Origin of the sequence: Sediminibacillus dalangtanensis (assembly GCF_017792025.1) — a bacterium.
In the GTDB taxonomy this organism is placed as follows: Bacteria; Bacillota; Bacilli; order Bacillales; family Amphibacillaceae; genus Sediminibacillus; species Sediminibacillus dalangtanensis.
This window is the reverse complement of sequence record NZ_CP046956.1, coordinates 2,634,854-2,654,760: the sequence shown is the minus strand read 5'-3', so window position 1 is coordinate 2,654,760 and position 19,907 is coordinate 2,634,854. Positions and strand designations below refer to the sequence as shown.

19 protein-coding genes and 1 riboswitch are annotated in these 19,907 nt (G+C 44.4%); of the genes, 12 read left to right on the top strand and 7 right to left on the bottom strand.

The genetic code is table 11. The features are described from left to right. The first annotated feature begins 73 nt into the window (after window positions 1–73). The gene (gene yugI / locus ERJ70_RS13320; protein ID WP_209365321.1) at window positions 74–463 is read left to right on the top strand and encodes a S1 domain-containing post-transcriptional regulator GSP13; all 390 of its coding nucleotides are present in this window, start codon (window positions 74–76) and stop codon (window positions 461–463) included. A gap of 194 nt (window positions 464–657) precedes the next feature. Here the strand turns inward: yugI and ERJ70_RS13315 are convergent, their stop codons facing one another. Continuing rightward, window positions 658–897 (bottom strand): DUF378 domain-containing protein, encoded by a 240-nt coding sequence (locus tag ERJ70_RS13315; protein WP_209365320.1) that lies wholly within the window; start codon window positions 895–897, stop codon window positions 658–660. A gap of 247 nt (window positions 898–1,144) precedes the next feature. Here ERJ70_RS13315 and ERJ70_RS13310 point away from each other — a divergent pair, with 247 nt between their 5' ends. Further along, on the top strand, window positions 1,145–2,497 hold the full coding sequence (locus tag ERJ70_RS13310) for a glucose-6-phosphate isomerase (RefSeq protein ID WP_209369367.1): 1,353 nt from the start codon (window positions 1,145–1,147) through the stop codon (window positions 2,495–2,497). Between the two features lie 314 nt (window positions 2,498–2,811). Beyond that, window positions 2,812–3,219, top strand: coding sequence for a YugN-like family protein (locus ERJ70_RS13305; protein WP_209365319.1), 408 nt, complete (start codon window positions 2,812–2,814; stop codon window positions 3,217–3,219). Here the strand turns inward: ERJ70_RS13305 and ERJ70_RS13300 are convergent. Both ERJ70_RS13300 and ERJ70_RS13295 read right to left on the bottom strand, forming a co-directional pair. Next, entirely contained in the window at window positions 3,202–4,200 is a 999-nt protein-coding gene (locus ERJ70_RS13300) for a potassium channel family protein (protein ID WP_209365318.1), read from the bottom strand. The two genes, ERJ70_RS13305 and ERJ70_RS13300, sit on opposite strands and share 18 nt — an antisense overlap. A gap of 97 nt (window positions 4,201–4,297) precedes the next feature. Further along, window positions 4,298–4,855 carry a thioredoxin family protein gene (locus ERJ70_RS13295; RefSeq protein ID WP_209365317.1) on the bottom strand — a complete coding sequence of 186 codons (558 nt, stop codon included), beginning with the start codon at window positions 4,853–4,855 and terminating at the stop codon, window positions 4,298–4,300. Between the two features lie 108 nt (window positions 4,856–4,963). On the opposite strand from ERJ70_RS13295, the gene ERJ70_RS13290 reads away from it, so the two are divergent. Both ERJ70_RS13290 and ERJ70_RS13285 read left to right on the top strand, forming a co-directional pair. Then, a complete protein-coding gene (locus tag ERJ70_RS13290) occupies window positions 4,964–6,022 on the top strand; it encodes a M20/M25/M40 family metallo-hydrolase (RefSeq protein ID WP_209365316.1) in 1,059 nt (352 codons plus the stop codon). Between the two features lie 64 nt (window positions 6,023–6,086). Further along, a riboswitch (FMN riboswitch) is annotated at window positions 6,087–6,230 on the top strand. Window positions 6,231–6,394: 164 nt separating this feature from the next. Further along, window positions 6,395–6,982, top strand: a complete 588-nt coding sequence (locus ERJ70_RS13285; protein ID WP_256439046.1) for an ECF transporter S component — start codon at window positions 6,395–6,397, stop codon at window positions 6,980–6,982. Between the two features lie 304 nt (window positions 6,983–7,286). Here the strand turns inward: ERJ70_RS13285 and ERJ70_RS13280 are convergent, their stop codons facing one another. The 3 genes from ERJ70_RS13280 to ERJ70_RS13270 all read right to left on the bottom strand — a co-directional run bounded on the left by ERJ70_RS13280 (window position 7,287) and on the right by ERJ70_RS13270 (window position 9,466). Then, window positions 7,287–7,661, bottom strand: a complete 375-nt coding sequence (locus tag ERJ70_RS13280; protein WP_209365314.1) for a TraR/DksA C4-type zinc finger protein — start codon at window positions 7,659–7,661, stop codon at window positions 7,287–7,289. 79 nt (window positions 7,662–7,740) lie between these two features. Next, window positions 7,741–8,127, bottom strand: a complete 387-nt coding sequence (locus ERJ70_RS13275) for a hotdog fold thioesterase (RefSeq protein ID WP_209365313.1) — start codon at window positions 8,125–8,127, stop codon at window positions 7,741–7,743. A gap of 391 nt (window positions 8,128–8,518) precedes the next feature. Next, window positions 8,519–9,466, bottom strand: a complete 948-nt coding sequence (locus ERJ70_RS13270) for a 1,4-dihydroxy-2-naphthoate polyprenyltransferase (protein WP_209365312.1) — start codon at window positions 9,464–9,466, stop codon at window positions 8,519–8,521. 348 nt (window positions 9,467–9,814) lie between these two features. Here ERJ70_RS13270 and ERJ70_RS13265 point away from each other — a divergent pair, with 348 nt between their 5' ends. The 5 genes from ERJ70_RS13265 to ERJ70_RS13245 all read left to right on the top strand — a co-directional run bounded on the left by ERJ70_RS13265 (window position 9,815) and on the right by ERJ70_RS13245 (window position 15,736). Then, window positions 9,815–11,206, top strand: coding sequence for an isochorismate synthase (locus tag ERJ70_RS13265; RefSeq protein ID WP_209365311.1), 1,392 nt, complete (start codon window positions 9,815–9,817; stop codon window positions 11,204–11,206). Beyond that, window positions 11,203–12,951 carry a 2-succinyl-5-enolpyruvyl-6-hydroxy-3-cyclohexene-1-carboxylic-acid synthase gene (gene menD, locus ERJ70_RS13260; protein WP_209365310.1) on the top strand — a complete coding sequence of 583 codons (1,749 nt, stop codon included), beginning with the start codon at window positions 11,203–11,205 and terminating at the stop codon, window positions 12,949–12,951. The genes ERJ70_RS13265 and menD overlap by 4 nt, the downstream gene beginning before the upstream one ends. Before the next feature lie 5 nt (window positions 12,952–12,956). After that, window positions 12,957–13,760: a 2-succinyl-6-hydroxy-2,4-cyclohexadiene-1-carboxylate synthase gene (gene menH, locus ERJ70_RS13255; RefSeq protein WP_209365309.1), complete on the top strand. Its 804-nt coding sequence runs from the start codon at window positions 12,957–12,959 to the stop codon at window positions 13,758–13,760. A 124-nt stretch (window positions 13,761–13,884) separates the two neighbouring features. Beyond that, on the top strand, window positions 13,885–14,703 hold the full coding sequence (gene menB / locus ERJ70_RS13250) for a 1,4-dihydroxy-2-naphthoyl-CoA synthase (RefSeq protein ID WP_026569618.1): 819 nt from the start codon (window positions 13,885–13,887) through the stop codon (window positions 14,701–14,703). A 373-nt stretch (window positions 14,704–15,076) separates the two neighbouring features. Then, a complete protein-coding gene (locus ERJ70_RS13245; RefSeq protein WP_209365308.1) occupies window positions 15,077–15,736 on the top strand; it encodes an SDR family oxidoreductase in 660 nt (219 codons plus the stop codon). A 684-nt stretch (window positions 15,737–16,420) separates the two neighbouring features. Here the strand turns inward: ERJ70_RS13245 and ERJ70_RS13240 are convergent. Beyond that, window positions 16,421–17,584: a DUF4317 domain-containing protein gene (locus ERJ70_RS13240; protein WP_209365307.1), complete on the bottom strand. Its 1,164-nt coding sequence runs from the start codon at window positions 17,582–17,584 to the stop codon at window positions 16,421–16,423. Between the two features lie 272 nt (window positions 17,585–17,856). Here ERJ70_RS13240 and ERJ70_RS13235 point away from each other — a divergent pair, with 272 nt between their 5' ends. Next, window positions 17,857–19,344 (top strand): o-succinylbenzoate--CoA ligase, encoded by a 1,488-nt coding sequence (locus tag ERJ70_RS13235; protein WP_209365306.1) that lies wholly within the window; start codon window positions 17,857–17,859, stop codon window positions 19,342–19,344. Window positions 19,345–19,359: 15 nt separating this feature from the next. Continuing rightward, on the top strand, window positions 19,360–19,902 hold the full coding sequence (locus ERJ70_RS13230) for a GNAT family N-acetyltransferase (protein ID WP_209365305.1): 543 nt from the start codon (window positions 19,360–19,362) through the stop codon (window positions 19,900–19,902). The last annotated feature ends 5 nt before the right edge of the window (window positions 19,903–19,907 follow it).

Below are 19,907 nucleotides of genomic sequence, written 5' to 3'. Positions count from 1 at the left end.
GGGAAATTACTTTATATGCTAAAATAGTTTATTGTGTATTAATCAATGAAAATAATATCGGGAGTTGTTCAGCATGGCAGAGAAGTTTGAAACAGGACAAATTATTGAAGGAAAAGTAACAGGTATCCAGCCTTACGGTGCGTTTGTAGCACTGGACGATGAGGTGCAGGGGCTTGTTCATATTTCAGAAGTAACACATGGTTATGTGAAGGATATTAACGATCATCTTTCAGTTGGCGATCAAGTAAAAGTGAAAATTCTCCAAATAGATGAAGAAAAAAATAAGTATTCGTTATCTATCCGTGCTACAGAAGAGGCACCAAAAAAGCCTGAACCGAAGCGCCAAAAGCCTAATCCTGCCGTTCAGCAGGACAGCCAGCAAGCAGGCTTTAACACGTTGAAAGACAAGCTGGAAGAGTGGATCGAGCAGTCGAAAGAGCGCGAAAACACATACAAAAACTAATTTGATTTTGAAACTGCCTTCTAATCAGGCAGTTTTTTTATATGATTAAGGTTGTTTGTGATGGCGATCTGAGGCGTTCGCAAGGAAGGATAGAATAAATCGGGTTATGACGATAGTTGGGGGATAGCGAGTTATACCCGGTTTTTCTTGAAAGAACCGTCCTGTACGTGAAATGTACAAGACGGCAATATCCTTTATCTTTCTGTTTCTGGTTCTCGTTTATCAGCAAATTGCTCGTCCGGTTTAAACAGCATCGATAAACAAATCAGCCCGCTGATGCCGACCAATGTGTAAATAATTCTGGCAAAAGCACCGCTTTGTTCTCCGCCGCCGAATAAGGCTGCAACTAAATCGAATTGGAATAAACCTACAAGACCCCAGTTCACCGCTCCAATGATCACAAGCAGTAAAGAAATACGCTGTAATGTATTCACACAGCATCCCTCCTTCAAAATTAACTTCCAGTAATAGCAATCCCCATAAGCCGGAGAAATATGCAAAAAAAAAATTCACTGGCAGGCAGGACAAAAATAGCCATGCGGGACAAAAATGCGGGGACTGACCCCGTCTTTTCTTTAGGGAACCGGTTTGGAAGGGAGGGATGATGGGCATTGCTTGATTTACCGATTAGGTTTCGGTACATTTAGGTTAGCTTGATTTTCTAATTTTGGAGGTATAATGATGACACATATAAGTTTTGAATATGATCGTGCACTATCTTTTTTTGGTAAGCATGAACTGGGTTATTTAAAAGAGCCCGTGAAGCTAGCCCACCATGCCTTGCATAATCAAACGGGAGCAGGCAGCGACTTTTTGGGATGGCTGGACCTTCCTGAAAACTATGACAAAGAAGAATTCAGCCGGATAAAAAAGGCTGCTGAAAAAATCAAATCTGATTCCGACGTACTTTTGGTAATCGGTATCGGCGGTTCTTACTTGGGAGCCAGGGCAGCCATCGAAATGCTTAATCATTCATTTTATAATGAGCTGAGTAAGGAGCAACGCGGCACCCCGCAGGTTTTCTTTGTCGGCAACAGTATCAGTGCTCCTTATATGAACGAGCTATATGACATACTTGAAGGCAAGGACGTTTCAATCAACGTTATTTCCAAGAGCGGTACGACCACAGAGCCGGCGATTGCATTCCGTTTATTCCGCAAATATCTGGAAGAAAAATACGGTGTGGAAGAAGCAAGAAAACGTATTTATGCAACGACAGACAAACAAAAAGGTGCATTGAAAACACTGGCTAACGAAGAAGGCTACGAAAGCTTTGTCATTCCAGATGATGTAGGCGGCCGTTATTCCGTTCTTACTGCCGTAGGTTTGCTTCCGATAGCTGCCAGTGGGATTGATGTCGATGCCATGATGGACGGTGCATACAAAGCCCAGCAGGAATTGTCCTCTGAAAATCTGGACGAAAACCCTGCCTACCAGTATGCGGCAGTCCGCAATATCTTTTACAATAAAGGCAAAAACATTGAAATGTTGATTAACTATGAACCAGCCCTGCAATATTTTGCTGAATGGTGGAAGCAGTTGTTTGGGGAAAGCGAAGGCAAAGACTTTAAGGGGTTGTATCCATCTTCCGCCAACTTTTCTACTGATCTTCACTCTTTAGGCCAGTACGTTCAAGAAGGAAGAAGAGATTTGTTTGAAACGGTGCTTCACGTGGAAGAACCTAAATCGAATATCACCATCGAAGAAGATGCTCAAGACTTGGATGGTTTAAATTATCTTGCAGGGAAAACAATTGATGAAGTAAATCAAAAGGCGTACCAAGGTACAATGCTTGCCCATACAGATGGACAAGTACCTAACCTGATTGTACACTTGCCAAAGCTGGATGCCTATACATTCGGTTATGTTGTCTATTTCTTTGAAAAAGCATGTGCAGTCAGTGGCTACCTGCTGGGTGTCAATCCTTTTGATCAGCCTGGCGTGGAAGCATACAAGAAAAACATGTTTGCTTTGTTAGGTAAACCAGGATTCGAAGAACAAAAACAAGAGTTGGAAAATCGTTTAAAAAAATAAATTAGTCAATACCATAAAGGGATTGTCAACAAGTTTTTTACTTATTGGCAATCCCTTGTTTATTTGGTTGCACAAGATCAAGCTGTGCCATAATTGAATGAGTCTCCTAACCTCCGTCATGAATGGAGCTGCTGAAGAGCTTCCTCGAGCCGCGTGAGAGTTACTTGACCGTTTATATCAATAGTACACATAAACCTCTGATACTAAAAGAGAGAACCTTTCCTTCCAATCAACCTTCAGCTGTTGGAGCTTCTTTGAATTTCTCATGAAATTATTTGAACAGGGCAAGCTGATAACAAAGGAGGTAGTTCAAGATGATTCCGATACCATCTGATTTGGAGAATCGTGACTTTTCACTTCATGCGCTGGAAGAAACGTTAAAACCGATGGGTTTTTCCATCGGCGGCAATTGGGATTATGACCAGGGGTCGTTTGATTACAAAATGGGTGTAGAAGACGGGTACCAATTTTTGCGAATTCCTTTCAAAGCTGTGAAAGGCATGCTTGATTCTCCGGGAGTTGTAGTCAAACTAGGCAAACCGTTCGTGCTTTCCCATGTTTACCAGTCCGGGGTGGATGCAGACGGTCGCAATGGAGCTCTTAGAGGTGCCGTGGACCAGTTCCAAACACCGGTTGATCCTGATGGAGTAGTAACGGATAAATTTGTCGAAGAGGGAAAAGAGCTGCTCCAGGAAGTGGAACGGTCACTCATGGAGCGATGAAAGAACAATTAACGTGTCACCTCTTTGGAGCTTAGTGCTAAAGGCTGGATTGACGAGCATCTGCTCTTTTCGCATAATGCCGATTAACAATTGTTCCGAAACAGCATAATAATCCGCGCATTGTAAGAAAGTCTTATCATAAAGATCTTCCGGCAAAGGGAATTGATGGAATTGCTGGTCTGCAAGTACTTGTATCAGCAAATCAAACGGTTTAACCGGTTTATGTCGGAAAAGTTCGTGGAATATCAAGGTGCTCATAAAGTCGTTTGATCGAATGATTGAATCTGCGCCAGCCCGACTGGCGTTTTTGATTTGATCTTTCGTTAATATTTCTGTAATCAGCATAATTTCTGGGTTGTTCCCTTTAATGGCAACTGCTGTCAGGATGGTCGTCTGGTCAGCTTGAAGTTCTTTTTTTGAAGGGTCGGCGGTAACGACAGCATATTTTGCCTGTTTTAAATTTGCTTTTTCCAGCGTCTCATCATCAAAGGCGGAACCACGGATGAAATGCAGGTGGTGTTTCTGGTAAGGCAGATTGCTCATGGTGTGGTCTATCAACACGATTTGTTTTCGCATGTCGCGTTCGACAATCATTTCCATGAGCTGTTTCGTTCGTTCATTCCAGCCTACGAGGATGACATGGTCTTTGCCTCTGTACTTTACCAGTCCTTTGGAAAGGTCTCGTTCATGTTTGATGGTTCCGGCAGAGATGGTGGCCATATAAAATGTCACCAATCCACCACCGGCGAGAATCAGAAGAATGGCAACGATTCTTCCGGCAGAGCTTAACGGCACATAGTCCCCATAACCTACTGTTGATCCCGTAACAAATGCCCACCAAATACCGTCAAATATAGTCGGAAAGTGATCAGGCTCCAGAATGTGGATAGCAATGCCAAAAAACATCATCAGCAGAAGGACAGATGATAGTAAACGGAAAAATATTGGCATGCGAAAATAAACTTGCAGAAGTGTTTGCATATGCGTAAGCTCACCTTTTGTTTTTTTACTACCAGTATCTCCAAAAGGTCTCCTCCATAGTATAAAAATCCCCGGCATAAGCCGGGGATAAGGGGATTTAGATTGCCTTTTTTAAAGTGGAAAGAATACTTTGATACGTTTGCTGCCAGAAGTCCGTGTTATCTCGAAATGATTTGGTTATGAAAGTGAACATTTCCTGCCGTTTTTCTTGGTAATCTGCTGTGTCTTTTTCAGGAAGGTTGGCCATGGATTCATCAATGAACTGCTGCACCTCGGGAGCCCGCGGTCCCCATTTTGCAATCTCCTGGCCGTTACCATCGATAAAAATGAAAATCGGAATGGAGCGTGCCTTTCCATTTGTTAAATATTGATCCATTAACTCCAGGTTTTGATCACGGGCAAGCAGATGTACGTCCATTTCCGTCCGTTCGGCAAGGTGGAACAAAATCGGTACATTCATCATGGCATCCCCACACCAGTCCTCTGTTAAGGCGATGACGCGGAGATTTTCTTTTGCAAGCTGCTCGAAAAACGGGTCGTCTTCAGGTAAAGTAAAATGGTCATATACGTACAACAAATTGTCTCTATGCTGCTGCATCGATTCAATATATTCATCTGGACCGATTCCTTTTTGATACCAACTTTCTAAATTCAACTGTATCACTCCTAATTTTTTGATTCAAAACGGATGCTGCTTCACAACATTTAGTGTTTTCCCAAATTTTTGGTATCATTAACCTATGTGATAAAGGAGGAACTACATATGGAACAAAACAGACAACAATTTTTAATGGACTTACTGCGGACACCATCTCCGTCCAGTATGGAAATGAACATTCAAAAAAAATGGATCGACTATGTCAGACCTTTTGCTGACAAGGTAATAACCGACAATGCAGGGAATGCAATCGGTGTACTCAATCCGGATGCTGAATTCAAAATCCTCTTGGCCGGTCACTGTGATGAAATCGCCCTTGTGATCAACCGGATTGATGAGCAGGGTTATCTTCATTTTGATAAAATGGGCGGTATCAATCCGAAAGCCGCGATTGGGATGAAAGTGACGGTGTTAGGGTATGCGGAAGATATCACCGGCGTCATTGGTGTCAATGCCCAACATCATGGCGGTATTAAAGGGGATTTCGATTTAGAGGACTTGTTCATTGATTGTGGTGCCCGTTCGAAAGAAGAAATGGAAAAGTATGTTCAAATTGGTGATTTGGCCGTCTACAAACGGGAACCGGAAGTCCTGCTCGATCGATATATATCCGGCCGCGGCCTGGATAATCGGACAGGTGCTTTCATGGTGGCGGAAGTGCTTCGACGCCTCGCGGAGAAGCAAGTAAAAGTAGGGGTGTATGCTGCTAGTACAGTAAACGAGGAAACCAATATGGGTGGTGCTTATTTTGCTGCTGCAGGTATTGAACCCGATATGGCGATTGCCTGTGATGTAACTTTTGCGACCGATTATCCAGGTGTGAACAAAAATAAATATGGGGACGTCCAATTGGAAAAAGGGCCGGTCCTGGCAAAAGGAGCACCGATCAACATCAAAATCAATCAGTTGTTGGAGAGAGCTGCCCGTTCCCTGAACTTGCGGGTGCAATATGAATTGACCCAACGTGCTACAGGCACTGATGCAGACAAAATGCGTCTTACTGGCCAAGGTGTTCCAGTTGGACTCGTTTCTCTTCCACTAAGGTACATGCACTCACCGGTGGAAACAGTCAGCATCAAGGATATGGATGAAGAAATTGACTTACTGGTCAAGATGATTGCCGAGATGACCGGCAATGAAAGCTTGAATCCGCTGGAGGACTAATGGAACGTTTCTGTTTGCAAATGTTGGGATAGGTAGTATAATAAGATTACCAAATAAATATCGATTCTATCTTCGGGGCAGGGTGAAATTCCCGACCGACGGTGAAGAGCTTAAGCTCTAAGTCCGTGACCTGTCCGGCACACGCCGGATGGCTGACCTGGTGAAATTCCAGGACCGACAGTTACAGTCTGGATGGGAGAAGATACGGAACAGAAAAGGCATGTGTCATACTGCCTTTATTCCCTCTGAACATAAACCCTGAAGCTTAAATGAGCTTTAGGGTTTTTAAATGGCTTTCTTGATTCATAGGGATTCTGTTTCACCTTCATCGCCAGATAGGATTCGATGCAAAAGATGAAGGAGGAGAAGATATTGGCTACCACAACCAAGCAATCTTCGCATTTATTAAAATTAATTATTTTGGCACTTCTGGGAACTATTTCAATGATGTTGATGTTTTTGAATTTTCCACTTCCGATGCTCCCACAATATTTGAAAGTTGATTTCAGTGAAGTTCCGGCATTGATTGCAGCACTGATTTTTTCACCTGGAGCAGGAATCATCGTGGAAGCAGTCAAAAATCTGCTTTATTTGATCTATACAGGTGCAGGAGATCCAATCGGCATTGCTTCCAATTTCCTCGCCGGTGTCCTGTTTATAGTTCCAGTATCTATGCTCTACCATAAGTTCAAAGGGGTAAAGAGTCTTGTTTCCGGATTAGTAACAGGCACGGTTGTCATGGCCGTGGGAATGGGGCTGCTGAATTACTTTGTCCTTTTGCCCGCTTACAGTCTGTTTATGGGGTGGGAATCGATGAGTGATCAGGTGAAACTGGTGACGGTAACAGCAGGTATTCTTCCCTTTAATGTAATTAAAGGAATCGTTATTGGTGCGCTTTTCGTACCACTGTTTATAAAGCTGAAACCATGGCTGGAGAAAAAGAGGATGGCCGTATCTTAACGTTCACAAAAACAAAAGCATCGTGATCAAAATAAAAACCGGACGAATTCGTTCGGTTTTTTGACTAGAAAAAAGTAAACCGTTCTACCCTTCTCTTATGAAAAGTGCAACTCTCCACTCCGGCAAGGTCCTTCGCTTTCCGCGGGCACGCGTCGTATCTTGCCGTAGCGATTTGAAGCACGCATCAAACAACAGGATAAAAGGAAGTCTAACTTTACAAAAAACCGAGCGAATTCACACAGCATTTAGAATTCGCTCGGTTTTTGCTTTGGTGGCCAAGCTTTTGTCCAGGCCTCTTTTCTCTTTATTCGTCGTTTCCGTCGACTTCCTCGACGAGATAACGTGCAGTTGGTTCTATCTCCAGACGCTCTTCCGGTATTGGTTTTCCTGATGATTCACTGAATCCGTAGGTGCCTTTGTCGATTTTATCCAGCGCATGTTCGATTTCGCTTAATCGCTGACGTGCCTGTGAATTGAGCGTGGCCGCCTTTTCCCGTTCGAACATTTCGGTCCCCAAGTCGGCCGGGTGATTATCATAGTTGGTAAATTCTCCGATGGAGTCGTCAGGATATTCCTTATCCAAATTATAGCTGTCGGCGTTTTGGCCAAGTTCTTCTTGCGCCTCTTTTTTCATCGTTACTAATAATTGTTTATAATGTTCGAGTTTTTCTTGATCCATTACACTCTTCTCCTTTCTTGCAGGTTTGGAGAGGATAAGTGCTTCTCTATTGGGATGGGCAAGGTGCCCAGCGTTTTTCTTAGTTTTTCAAGGGCACGACTCCCACTGTACAGCGGGAGACAGAAATGAGCCGTTCTTGTTCGTCTACAATTTTAATGTCCCAAACCATGGTCGTCTTGCCGAGATGAAGAGGGGTAGCCCTTCCAGTAACTATTCCGGAACGTTTGCTTTTTATATGATTGGCATTGATCTCAATACCGAAAATTTGGTATTTGTCGGCATCGACATTCAAGAAAGAAGCGATGCTCGCCGCTGATTCTGCCAATGCGACGCTCGCCCCTCCATGCAAAAAACCCATGGGCTGGTGTGTTTGTTTGTTTACCGGCATGGTTATTTCCACTAAATCCTTCTCCTGTGTGATTACCTGCATTCCAAGTGCTTCCATTAAGGTGTTTTCAAGATTCATAGTAAACATCCTTTCTATCATATTTCCCGGGGTTGTGGGGATGAAACGTCCATTTTCCTTCCTGTTGTTCTGCACCGTTAGCTATACCGGATTTCCGTATTATCGAAGAACAAAAGCGCAAGCGCCTGTTTAAAGGAGTACAGGCTAAAGCCGCCACGTCCTGTGGCAACGCCTGCATGACCCACATCGTTTGGGCCTCCGACAAGCTTAAGAACAGCTTCGGCGTGGCGCTTTTTGCCACACAGAGGGTGGGCTTAAGACCTCGAGGGGGTAGGCGCTGAAGCTGGACGTGACTGTTTCAGCCAATAATTATCCACAGTCAATTAAATTTATAATTTCCTATACATTAAAAAAACGACAAGTCGGCAGCTTGTCGTTCTCTTTGGTGTGTTTAAAGGTGAAATGGGATGAAATATTCAATCAGCAACGACAGTCCTAGCAGTAAACCAAAAAAGGTGTTGGTCTGCGCGGTTGCTTTCATTGCCGGCATCATTTCCAAATTAACGGTTTTTCCTTTAAAGCCCTTGACTGCACTTACTGCTTTTTTTGTGCCAAGCAAGGTGATGAAAGACCAGATAGGCAGGATACCTGTAAGTACATAAATCGCCATTAATATATAGCTGACAGCAAATAAGGCCGCAAGCAGTATCACCGCATTCTTTCTGCCGACTAAAATAGCGATTGTTTTCCTTCCGTTTTCCTTGTCCCCTTCCAAGTCCCTGATGTTATTCGACAGCATAATCGTGCCGATAAGAATAGCGACAGGAATGGAAATCCACACAACGGCGCCGGTTACTTCCATCGTTTGAATAAAGTAACTAATTCCAATGATGACTGTACCCATGAAAAAACCGGCGATCAATTCCCCAAAAGGGGTGTATGCGATTGGATAAGGTCCGCCTGTGTATAAATAGCCGCACAGCATGGAAATGATCCCGATTCCGGCAATCCACCAGCTGGATTCCAGACAAATATAGACACCGAGCAGTATGGCTACGGCGAAGAAGCTCAACGCCAAGCGCAGCACTGTCTGAGGAGCGACTCCGTCCCGGACAATCGTGCCGCCGATTCCGACGGATTTTTCGTTGTCCAACCCTCTGACAAAATCATAGTATTCATTGAACATATTGGTTGCCGCCTGGATAAGCATGGAAGCCAGCAGCATTGCTGCAAATAACCAGAAATTAACGGAAGCATCCAGCATTGCTGCCATTGTACCGACAAAAACAGGTACAAACGAAGCAGTTAGGGTATGCGGGCGTAACAGACGCCACCAAACTTGAAACCCTGCTTTTTCATTGAGCGCACTGCTGATTGCGTTTTTATCAAGGGATTGCATATGGTTCTCTCCTTACGTAAGCCTTCAAATCGTGGTATATCATATTAAGTTTAGGGAAACGACGGGACGGTGTCAATTATCTATTATAATAATTTACTAGGAATTAGTGGCAATTGTTGAGAAACGAACGAAAAGGGAATAAAATAGATAGTGGTCGCAAGTCTGCAATACAGGTTTGAATACTTGCTTTTATAGCTTGAAAGTTATATTTTTTATTAATGTGCCTTATTTATGGGTAAATAGATACAGGAGGCGGCTGGCCTGTCGAGCGACCGGTGCTCGTTTCTGTACTTATATTGGAAGAAATAATCACATACTTTCTCCCTATTGTATTGGAGGGTATCATACATGATTCAAACAGAATTGAAAGAATTGGGACTTGCTGTTGAGGAAGCAGTGACTGCAGCCAGGTCAAAACAGGATTCCCAATTATTAAGTTTTACCGAACCAGTGCCTGCAATTGATCCGGTTTCTTTTTTCGCCAACGGTTTTTCTTTTGATGGCGGACGAATTTTTTGGGGGAATGCTGCGGGCAGTCTCATGCTGGCAGGAGCTGGAGAGGCCCGTGCTTTAACTGCTTCGGGAAATAATCGATTTGAACAAATGGAAAGTAAATGGAAGAAAATGATTCAGGAAGCGATTATCCATAATCCACAACGTAAACCGGGAACAGGGCCCATTGCATTCGGAGGATTCTCTTTTGATCCTGCTAAACCTGTCACTTCCCTGTGGGAGTCTTTTCCCGACAGCAAGCTTCGAATACCCGCTTACTTGCTTACTGTGGTAAACGGAAAACATTATTTGACGAGCAACATCGTGGTTGATCAGGACGATAGGTCAGCTGATATCGAACAGCGCATGGAGCAAGACAGACGGTTGCTTTTGTCCTCTGTTACATTGCCTGAGGGTCCTTTTGTTTCATCGAAGAGCGAAGTGGAACCCTTAGCATGGAAGCAGCTCGTACGTGAGGCAACTGAAACGATCAAGCAAGGGGAGACCGAAAAAATCGTGCTCGCCCGTGAGCTTCGCGTCCAATTTTCGGACAAGGCAAATGTGGCCCCGGTCTTAAAAGCATTGACAGCCTCCCAGACAAATAGTTACATTTTTGCCTTTGAAAACGAAGAGGATTGTTTTTTAGGCGCCACACCGGAACGCTTGGTGAAGGTGGAGGATAAAAAACTGTTGTCTACGTGTCTCGCCGGAACTGCACCCAGGGGAACAACGGAAGCAGAAGATAACCGGATCGGTCAGCAGCTATTGACCGATGAAAAAAACCGTAGTGAACATCAGTTTGTTGTAGAAATGATCAAGAAAGCAGTATCTGCATGTTGTGAGCAGGTCCGGGTTCCCGATGAACCTGTTTTATATCCGTTGAAAAATTTGCAGCATCTCTATACACCGGTAGAAGCGGTTCTTCATGAAGGCTATACCATACTCGACATTGTGAAACGGCTCCATCCCACACCTGCATTGGGCGGGCTGCCAAGCGAGGAGTCAGTTGCATTCATCCGTGAGCATGAACATCTGGACCGCGGCTGGTATGGGGCACCAATTGGCTGGCTGGATGCCTATCAAAACGGGGAATTCGCCGTTGCTATACGGTCAGCGTTGATTCAGGACGACCATGCTTCTCTATTTGCCGGATGCGGTGTTGTCAGAGACTCCAATCCGGAAGAAGAGTATCTGGAAACAAATATAAAATTCACACCGATGCTGTCTGTTTTAGGAGGACAATCATGAGTTATACTGAGGCGTTGACCAGATATACTGCCAATTTTGTTGATGAACTTTATCAAAGCGGACTGAGAGATGTCGTTGTTTCACCAGGTTCCCGATCGACGCCGCTCGCTGTCACTTTCGCAGAGCATCCGCATATCAATCACTGGGTGAACATGGATGAGCGCTCGGCGGCTTATTTTGCGCTCGGTATGGCCAAGCAGCAAAATAAACCTGTGGCAATGGTATGTACTTCCGGGACAGCAGCTGCTAACTACTTTCCAGCGATTGTAGAAGCTTACTACAGCCGTGTTCCCCTCGTGGTACTGACGGCGGATCGTCCACATGAACTTCGGGATGTCGGGGCTCCGCAGGCAATTGAACAAATCGAGATGTTTGGAAAATACGCCAAATGGTTTCAGGAAATGGCGCTTCCAGAGGAGGCACCTGCCATGCTGCAATATGCACGAAGCAAAGCGGCCAGAGCTTTCCATACTGCCTCAGAAGGGAATCCCGGTCCTGTCCATTTGAATTTTCCATTCCGTGAACCGTTAATGCCTGATTTCTCCTTGGACAATATATGGGGAGACAATAATGGCAAATCCCATCACCACACATATACCGGTGGAAAAAGATTGGAACCAAACCAGCTTGACAAGCTGGTTGAACAGTTATCGGTGCATCAAAAGGGCTTGCTTGTCTGCGGTCCTCAATTCGATCCGGATTTTGCGGAGGCCGTTTGCGATCTGGCAGAAAAGTGGCAGCTTCCTGTACTTGCCGATCCGCTGTCACAGTTGAGGGCAGGGCAGCATGACAAAGTAAATGTCATGGAAAGTTATGATGCCATACTGAAAAGCAAGCAAGTCAGGGATCGAATTGAACCGGACTTTATTATCCGTTTTGGTGCCATGCCTGTTTCCAAGCCGTATTTGCTGTTTGTCAAAGAACATCCGGATATCGAACACTTTGTGGTGGAGCCGCATCAAGGTTACCGGGAGCCTGCTGGTACTCCTGCACAATTCATATATGCCGATCCCATCCACCTCTGTCAGGATTTATTGCTTCATGGAACAGCACCCTCTTACAATCAACAATGGCTTGAAACCTGGAGGGAACTGAACAAAATGGCTAAAGCCCAGCTTCTTGAAGAAAACAGAGAACTATTTTCTTTAACCGAGGGACATACGGTGAAACAGCTGGCAGAAGCCGCTCCGGAGAAAAGCACTATTTTTGTCGGCAATAGTATGCCCATCCGCGATATGGACACGTTCTTTATGTCTACGCCGAAATCAATCCGGGTACTAGGCAATAGAGGTGCAAATGGTATTGATGGGACCACTTCCTCTGCACTTGGTGCAGCGTCCCGAGGGGAAAAAGTGACGCTATTATTAGGTGATGTAACCTTTTTCCATGATCTCAACGGGTTGATGGCGGCCAAACAATATCAACTCAATTTAACAGTGGTATTAATCAACAACAACGGTGGAGGGATTTTTTCGTTCTTGCCACAGGCAGGGCAGACCAGCCACTTCGAGACTATTTTCGGCACTCCGTTGGACGTTGATTTTAAACATGCAAGTGCATTGTATGAAGGGAAATACACCAAGCCGGAAACTTGGAACGATTTGCGGCAGGCCTTGGCTGACAGTTATCGCTATGAGGGACTGTCCATTATCGAAGTTCAAACGAATCGGCAGGAAAACGTGGAATGGCATCGAGAAAAATGGGATGAAATCGAACATCGTTTGCTAGATTATCTTGGCAGGTGATAAGGATGTATTACACAATCGACAGGAAACAATATTGGTTAGAAGAGGTTGGCAGCGGCCCTCCTTTGCTGCTGCTGCACGGTTTTACCGGAAGCAGTACAAGCTGGCAGCAATATGCCGAAAAGTGGAAGGATAGGTTTCGGGTATTGTTGCTTGACTTACCAGGTCACGGAAAGACGAAGATACAAGGCCCGATTCGGATGGAGGATTTCTGTGAGGATCTGGAACTACTGCTGGATCAGCTTTCGATTTCCAAGGTGAGTCTGCTCGGTTATTCCCTAGGTGGGAGGACGGCCTTATCTTTTTCCGTGTTAAAACCGGAACGCGTGCAGTCACTGGTTTTGGAAAGTGCATCCCCTGGTCTCGGTTCGCCTGACGAACAGCTTGCACGGCAGACAAAAGACGAAGCACTGGCTGGAAGAATCCTAGAAGAAGGTATCCCCTCGTTTGTGGACTACTGGGAGAACCTTCCCTTATTTGAGTCACAAAAAAAACTTCCGGAATCAATCCAAAATCGTATCCGTGAGGAAAGATTGAGTCAAACAGAGCGGGGACTTGCCGATTCGCTGATTGGGATGGGGACGGGGGCGCAGCCATCCTGGTGGGGAGAACTGGGTGACATTCGCTTGCCGGTTTTACTTCTCGCGGGTGAAATAGATCAGAAGTTCGTCGGCATTGCAGAAGAGATGCACCAAAGTATGCCGTCCAGCGAGTTGAAAATAATTCCGTTGTCCGGGCATGCAATTCATGTGGAGCAACCACAAAAATTTGATACAATAGTACATGAATTCTTGTTGGAAAATGTCTAAGGAAGCTAATGGAGCATCGAAATCAGGGAAGTGCTTTTATGATTTTTCTATGAGGTCTTTCCCGAATAGCTCTTAGCTTCCCGGGAACAAGAAACCAAAACAATTTTGAATGGAGGGTATCCCTATGGCAATTGAATGGGTTACAGAACGGGAATACGAAGATATTCTTTACGAATCTTATAATGGAATCGCAAAAATCACGATTAACCGTCCAGAGGTACGCAATGCATTTCGTCCGGAAACAACAAATGAATTGATAGACGCGTTTACCCGGGCACGTGACAACTCCAATATTGGTGTTATTGTCCTTGCTGGTGCAGGGGATGAAGCTTTTTGTGCAGGAGGAGACCAGAAAGTCCGCGGTCACGGCGGATACGTTGGTGAGGATCAAATTCCCCGCCTGAATGTGCTGGATTTACAGCGCCTGATCCGTGTTATTCCAAAACCGGTAGTAGCAATGGTTTCCGGTTATGCAATCGGGGGCGGCCATGTCCTACATATTGTGTGTGATTTGACGATTGCTGCCGATAATGCGGTGTTCGGACAAACAGGTCCTAAGGTTGGAAGTTTCGATGCAGGTTATGGCGCCGGTCTTCTGGCGAGAATTGTCGGTCATAAAAAGGCAAGGGAAATCTGGTATTTGTGCCGTCAATACAGCGCAAAAGAAGCCGAGGATATGGGCTTGGTGAATACGGTGGTACCATTGGATAAGCTCGAAGAGGAAACTGTACAGTGGTGCCAGGAAATGCTGGAAAAATCACCAACTGCTCTGCGTTTCTTGAAAGCTTCTTTCAACGCTGATACAGATGGTTTGGCTGGCTTACAGCAAATGGGCGGCGATGCGACATTGCTGTACTACACAACAGATGAGGCGAAGGAAGGAAGAGACGCCTTCAAAGAAAAGCGTAAACCGGACTTCAAGCAATTCCCTCGTTTCCCTTAATACGAACTGAAAAAAAAGCATAGTGGCCATGGGAAAAACCGAACGATGATCAAAATCGTTCGGTTTTTGCTTTTGAACACACCTGTCTCCCTTGGAGTGGCTCTCTTCGATTCGATGGAGAGATTCCCTTTGAATGATGGCTTAGACAAAAAGCTTTAAATAGGGGTGGAGAAGCAGTCAAAGAGCACTTCATCTGAGCGATGAAGTTTAAATAGGGGTGAAAAATAGGTTGTTTACATTTGGAAAAAGATTAATGTTACAAAGTGTATCTATTTACTGATGGTTGATTCTGGACATTTCCCTTCTTTTCACTTTAGGATAAAGACAAAGACCTTAATCAAAAAGGGTCTCTCTAACCCTTTACTTAGAAAGGATGAAGAAATTGAAAGTTCTAGTTGTAGGAGCAAACGGAAAAATCGGGAAACATCTTGTTACTATTATGCAGCATAAGGAGAGCCTGGAAGCAAAGGCAATGATCCGGAAACAGGAACAGGCAGCATTCTTTGAAAAACTGAACGCTGAAACAGCATTGGTTGACTTGGAACAGGATATTGAAACGATCGCCAAAGCTGCGGAGGGAGTTGATGCTGTCGTCTTTACTGCGGGTTCCGGCCCACACACAGGAAAAGATAAAACGATCATGGTGGACTTGGACGGAGCGGTCAAAACCATTGAAGCAGCCAAAGCTGCTGGTGTGAAACGATTTATTATGATTAGCTCGTTTGATACTAGACGAGAAGCAATACAAGAGGCCCCTTCCTCGTTTGCACCTTATGTTGCAGCAAAACATTATGCTGATGAGTGGCTGAAGCGGACAGACTTGGATTATACCATCATTCATCCTGGTGCGTTGACAAATGAAAAAGGGACGGGAAAAGTGAAGGCTGCAATTGAATTGGAAAGAGGAGAAGTTCCGCGAGAAGATATTGCAAGCGTCATCGCAGCCAGCCTGGAGAATGACTCGACAATCGGGAAAGAATTTCAAGTAGTGACTGGTACTACTCCGATTAAGGAAGCGATCAGCTCCTTATAGAGTGTAGCTGCCAGTCTGATTCAATTCTATAGCCATGAGAAAAGGGCTGCGGTTGCAGCCCTTTCTTTTCAACTAATTCTGTATGCGAAAAAAATATAAACTACGCAGTAACTTCCTTTGTAGTCCTTGGGCCTTTTTATAGTAGTGGTGTAGTCCAGCGCTACGGAAATCCCCTGCGCTTTCCGCGGGCGGCTGGTGGTTTGTATTTTCGAGGAGTCTTCGGGTATTTCGCTGGGAACAGCTTCCTGTTTCTAAACGAATGTACGAGACATTTTTCTCTTGCATCACTTGGTCCTGCATGTAGATAGAAAAACAAGCAAAAAGTCCAAGAGAAGGAGAAAAGAAGGAACCCCAACTGTTTTCTAGGAAGAAAAGCACGCGTTTCCTGACAACCGTTTTTAAGAAGTCTTGTTGGGTTTCAAGGAAAAAAGTTTCTACGCTAGCGATAATCAGCATGCTCTTAGCGAAGGGAGCATACGCAGACTCCAACGGGAAAAGCGCGAGCTGAAGATCCACTTGGTAAAGCGGTTTTTCTTTACCAAGTTAGCTGAAGCCGTGCCCGCGGAAAGCGAAGTATGCTACCGAAGCGGTGGTTACCACTCTATTTGAATAGGCAATGAAATTTCCCATCATAGTTACTGCTTAGTTTCTATCAAGTGCAGCAATTATCGCAGCAGGCACATGCTAAAAAGCTTCGGGTATCATTTTAAATCCTTCAATCACGGTATCTTCTTCTACTTCGATCATGATACAGCGCTTGCCATTGAAGTTTACTTGTCTTACGTATCGCAAATCTTCCGGGCTGATTGAAATGTTCGCCACTTTCGTGTTGATTTTTATTGATTTTGAATTATATTTTGGCAAAATATTACTCGCTTTCAGCTCGTATTTCTCATCATCGATAACATGATGAAAAGCAGCTTCGACCTTTTCTGTATTCACGTCGTCAACACCGCTCATTTTTAACACCCGTTCAACGTCCCGATAATCTAGCTTTGGTGTTTCTTCCTCTTCATTGTCTTCCATTACACGGTTTATTTCCTCATAAACATTGGCAAGTGTGGACGTATTCAACTGATCCCCCGTTACGTCCTTTACAATTTCTTCGAAAACAGTTTTATCCTCTTTGGCAGTGATTGTTTCTTGTGCATTCAACACTTCTTCTACAAAGCTTGGATCCGGTTCATTCACTTTGCCTGCTGAATAAAGAATGTGGTTGACGTCTGCGGCATTATCCGTGATACAAGGAAACAAGAATCCTGCCATCGGGGCGTTCAGATTGATGATCGGATCGACGACGACATTGTATTTGAATTCCTTCTCGACATAATCAAAAAGAAGCTCCTTCTTTGGATCTTGGGTTTTGTTGATGCTGCAAAGAATAAACGGATTGGAAAATACGGTATCCCGTTCACTTTCCTCCGACTCCTCACTCTGGCGTTTCATCGGTTTTAAATATTCTGCCTTGATAAAGGTGATGACGATGTCCATTTCGTATTGTTTATTTTTCAGCATTTTCTCAACGATAAGCAGCATTTGTTGTTTCCAATCTTCCACCTCGCTGCTTAGCAAGCCCTGATGTAAAATAAGCTGGCTACTGTTTTCTATATCACGTTCGAATTTCAGCTCGAATAGTTTTTCGTCCAGTTGACCAGTAAGTAATTTTTTGAAATTATTCATGAATAATTCCTGCTGATCCTGTTCCAGCATTTCAAAAGGCTGGCTTTGATGATGATAAATTTCGCTTGATTCCTTCATGATATAAACATTGAATATGTCTGATATTTTGAGTAAATCATTGTCAACTTTAAATTGTTTGCGGATAGCAGCGATATCTTTTTTGTTCATTGAAAAATCCACCCCTGTGTGTATAATTGGCATAATCAAAAAGCATGAGAAAGTGGAGAGTAAATAGTTGGCGTACCATTTCATTTACTCTCCACCGGTTTAGCATCTATTTATTTTAACATAAGGCGGTAAATAGCACGTATTGAAATTATTACTTTATTTGTGTTGAGGCTCAACTAGCTTTTGAATGACCATGCTTTTAATTTTTTTCGTTGTTCGATAAAATTATGACATACTAGTTATCAGGTTCTTAAAGAAAGGATTCGAACATCATGACAGAAGTTATTCCTCATTGGCTTACTAAGCAAGCAGATTTATCACCAAATAAAACAGCAATTGAAACATCCGATGGAGAAGAGTTGACCTTTCAACAGCTGCGCGATCAAAGCAGGTCCCTGGCAAAGAAAATAGCTGCTTCTGGTGTCCGGGAAGGAAATCATGTTGCTTTGTTGGCTGCGAACTCTTCGGATATGGTGGCCGCCATTCATGCTTTGTCTTACCTTGGAGCTGTCGCCGTTTTACTGAACGTCCGTCTTTCTGCTGCGGAACTGGCTTATCAATTAAATGATGCAGAGGTGTCGTGTCTTCTTTATGATGAGGACCATACCGAGCTCGCTCTTTCTGCTGTCGACCAAGCTGATTGTTCTAAATCCTGCAGTTTTCAAGAAATTTACGATCAAACAGAAACAACTGTCGCTTTGCAGGAAGAGTTAGTGTTGGATAAGTTGTTTACGATTATTTATACATCTGGAACTACCGGTTTTCCAAAAGGTGTGGAGCATACTTATGGTAATCATTGGTGGAGTGCGGTATCATCGGCTCTCAATCTCGGATTGAGCAAAAACGATAAATGGCTGGCTTCTCTGCCACTGTTTCATGTCGGAGGGTTATCACTGTTAGTGAAGAGTGTCGTGTATGGCATGCCCGTTCATTTGATGAAAAAATTTGATATTGACCTGGCTCATCAAGCGATCATTTCAGGAAATATCACCATTGTTTCCGTGGTAGCAGTGATGCTTGAACGGCTGATCAAAAAGTTGGATGGCGGTCGTTATCCGGATTCTTTCCGCTGTATGCTTTTAGGAGGTGGTCCGGCACCAGAGCCACTGTTGGAAAAGGCAAAGGTACATGAGATACCGGTTTTTCAAACGTACGGCATGACGGAAACTTCTTCGCAAATTGTCACGCTTAGCCCGGACTACGCCTTATCCAAGCTTGGCTCAGCAGGAAAACCCCTTGTTCCCGCCCAATTGAAAATCATGCTGGATGGAAAGCCCGCTCCAGATGGAACGGTCGGAGAAATAGTTGTCAAAGGCCCGATGGTGACGAAAGGTTATTACAAAAATGAATCTGCCAATGGAAAAGCGTTTCACGATGGTTGGCTGGCCACCGGCGATTTGGGGAAGTTGGATGAAGATGGTTTTCTTTATGTGATGGACAGACGGAAGGATTTGATTATTTCCGGGGGTGAAAACATTTACCCAGCTGAAATCGAGAGCGTTCTCGCCGGGATGGACGGGGTGAAAGAAGCAGGTGTCATCGGCAGAGAGGATGATCAATGGGGGCAGGTACCCGTTGTTTTCATTGTTCCATCCCATTCCGATTTAACCAAGGAGCAAGTTTTCAAGTATTGCAGGGAACGCTTGGCAAAATTCAAGGTGCCGAAACAAGTTTACTTTATCGCTGAATTGCCGCGTAATGCATCGAATAAGCTTGTCAGGCATAAGCTAGTTGACTTGTTAGAAGAAGCTGGATCTTAAGAGAGGGGATGGGATATGGGCCAGGAAAGTATTTCAATACGCCAGATTGAGGAAAGAGACCTGGAAATGTTGTGGAAATTAGCGTACAGTGAGAAGTCTCCGGAATGGAAAAAGTGGGATGCACCCTATTTTGCTCATCGACAGATTTCCCTGGATGAGTACCTGGATAAAAAGGAGCAATTGATTAGCCAGGATGAACGCTGGGTCATAACAGTCGATGATAAGGTGATCGGTATGGTCAGCTATTATTGGGAGCATAAGCCCTCGCTTTGGCTGGAAATGGGGATTGTCCTCTATCAGCCGCAGTATTGGAGCGGTGGATATGGTACGGAAGCCCTGCGGCTGTGGATTAATCATTTGTTTCAAACCATGCCGCTGGTCCGCGTCGGTTATACTACCTGGTCCGGAAATCAGCGGATGATAAAAGTCGGGGAGAAGCTCGGCATGACCATGGAAGCAAAGCTAAGGAAGTGCCGGTATTATAATGGAAAGTTTTATGATTCTATCCGGATGGGGCTGCTTCGGGAAGAATGGGAATCCAATCCGATTTTTCACTGATATAC

Excerpts from the sequence above, each read along its gene's own strand:
- ERJ70_RS13300 (WP_209365318.1), bottom strand. The coding sequence starts at position 4,200 with ATGCAAACACTTCTGCAAGTTTATTTTCGCATGCCAATATTTTTCCGT.
- ERJ70_RS13310 (WP_209369367.1), top strand. The coding sequence starts at position 1,145 with ATGACACATATAAGTTTTGAATATGATCGTGCACTATCTTTTTTTGGT.
- menH (WP_209365309.1), top strand. The coding sequence starts at position 12,957 with ATGTATTACACAATCGACAGGAAACAATATTGGTTAGAAGAGGTTGGC.
- yugI (WP_209365321.1), top strand. The coding sequence starts at position 74 with ATGGCAGAGAAGTTTGAAACAGGACAAATTATTGAAGGAAAAGTAACA.
- ERJ70_RS13265 (WP_209365311.1), top strand. The coding sequence starts at position 9,815 with ATGATTCAAACAGAATTGAAAGAATTGGGACTTGCTGTTGAGGAAGCA.
- ERJ70_RS13235 (WP_209365306.1), top strand. The coding sequence starts at position 17,857 with ATGACAGAAGTTATTCCTCATTGGCTTACTAAGCAAGCAGATTTATCA.
- ERJ70_RS13270 (WP_209365312.1), bottom strand. The coding sequence starts at position 9,466 with ATGCAATCCCTTGATAAAAACGCAATCAGCAGTGCGCTCAATGAAAAA.
- menD (WP_209365310.1), top strand. The coding sequence starts at position 11,203 with ATGAGTTATACTGAGGCGTTGACCAGATATACTGCCAATTTTGTTGAT.
- ERJ70_RS13305 (WP_209365319.1), top strand. The coding sequence starts at position 2,812 with ATGATTCCGATACCATCTGATTTGGAGAATCGTGACTTTTCACTTCAT.
- menB (WP_026569618.1), top strand. The coding sequence starts at position 13,885 with ATGGCAATTGAATGGGTTACAGAACGGGAATACGAAGATATTCTTTAC.
- ERJ70_RS13280 (WP_209365314.1), bottom strand. The coding sequence starts at position 7,661 with ATGGATCAAGAAAAACTCGAACATTATAAACAATTATTAGTAACGATG.
- ERJ70_RS13275 (WP_209365313.1), bottom strand. The coding sequence starts at position 8,127 with ATGAATCTTGAAAACACCTTAATGGAAGCACTTGGAATGCAGGTAATC.
- ERJ70_RS13230 (WP_209365305.1), top strand. The coding sequence starts at position 19,360 with ATGGGCCAGGAAAGTATTTCAATACGCCAGATTGAGGAAAGAGACCTG.
- ERJ70_RS13240 (WP_209365307.1), bottom strand. The coding sequence starts at position 17,584 with ATGAACAAAAAAGATATCGCTGCTATCCGCAAACAATTTAAAGTTGAC.
- ERJ70_RS13245 (WP_209365308.1), top strand. The coding sequence starts at position 15,077 with ATGAAGAAATTGAAAGTTCTAGTTGTAGGAGCAAACGGAAAAATCGGG.
- ERJ70_RS13290 (WP_209365316.1), top strand. The coding sequence starts at position 4,964 with ATGGAACAAAACAGACAACAATTTTTAATGGACTTACTGCGGACACCA.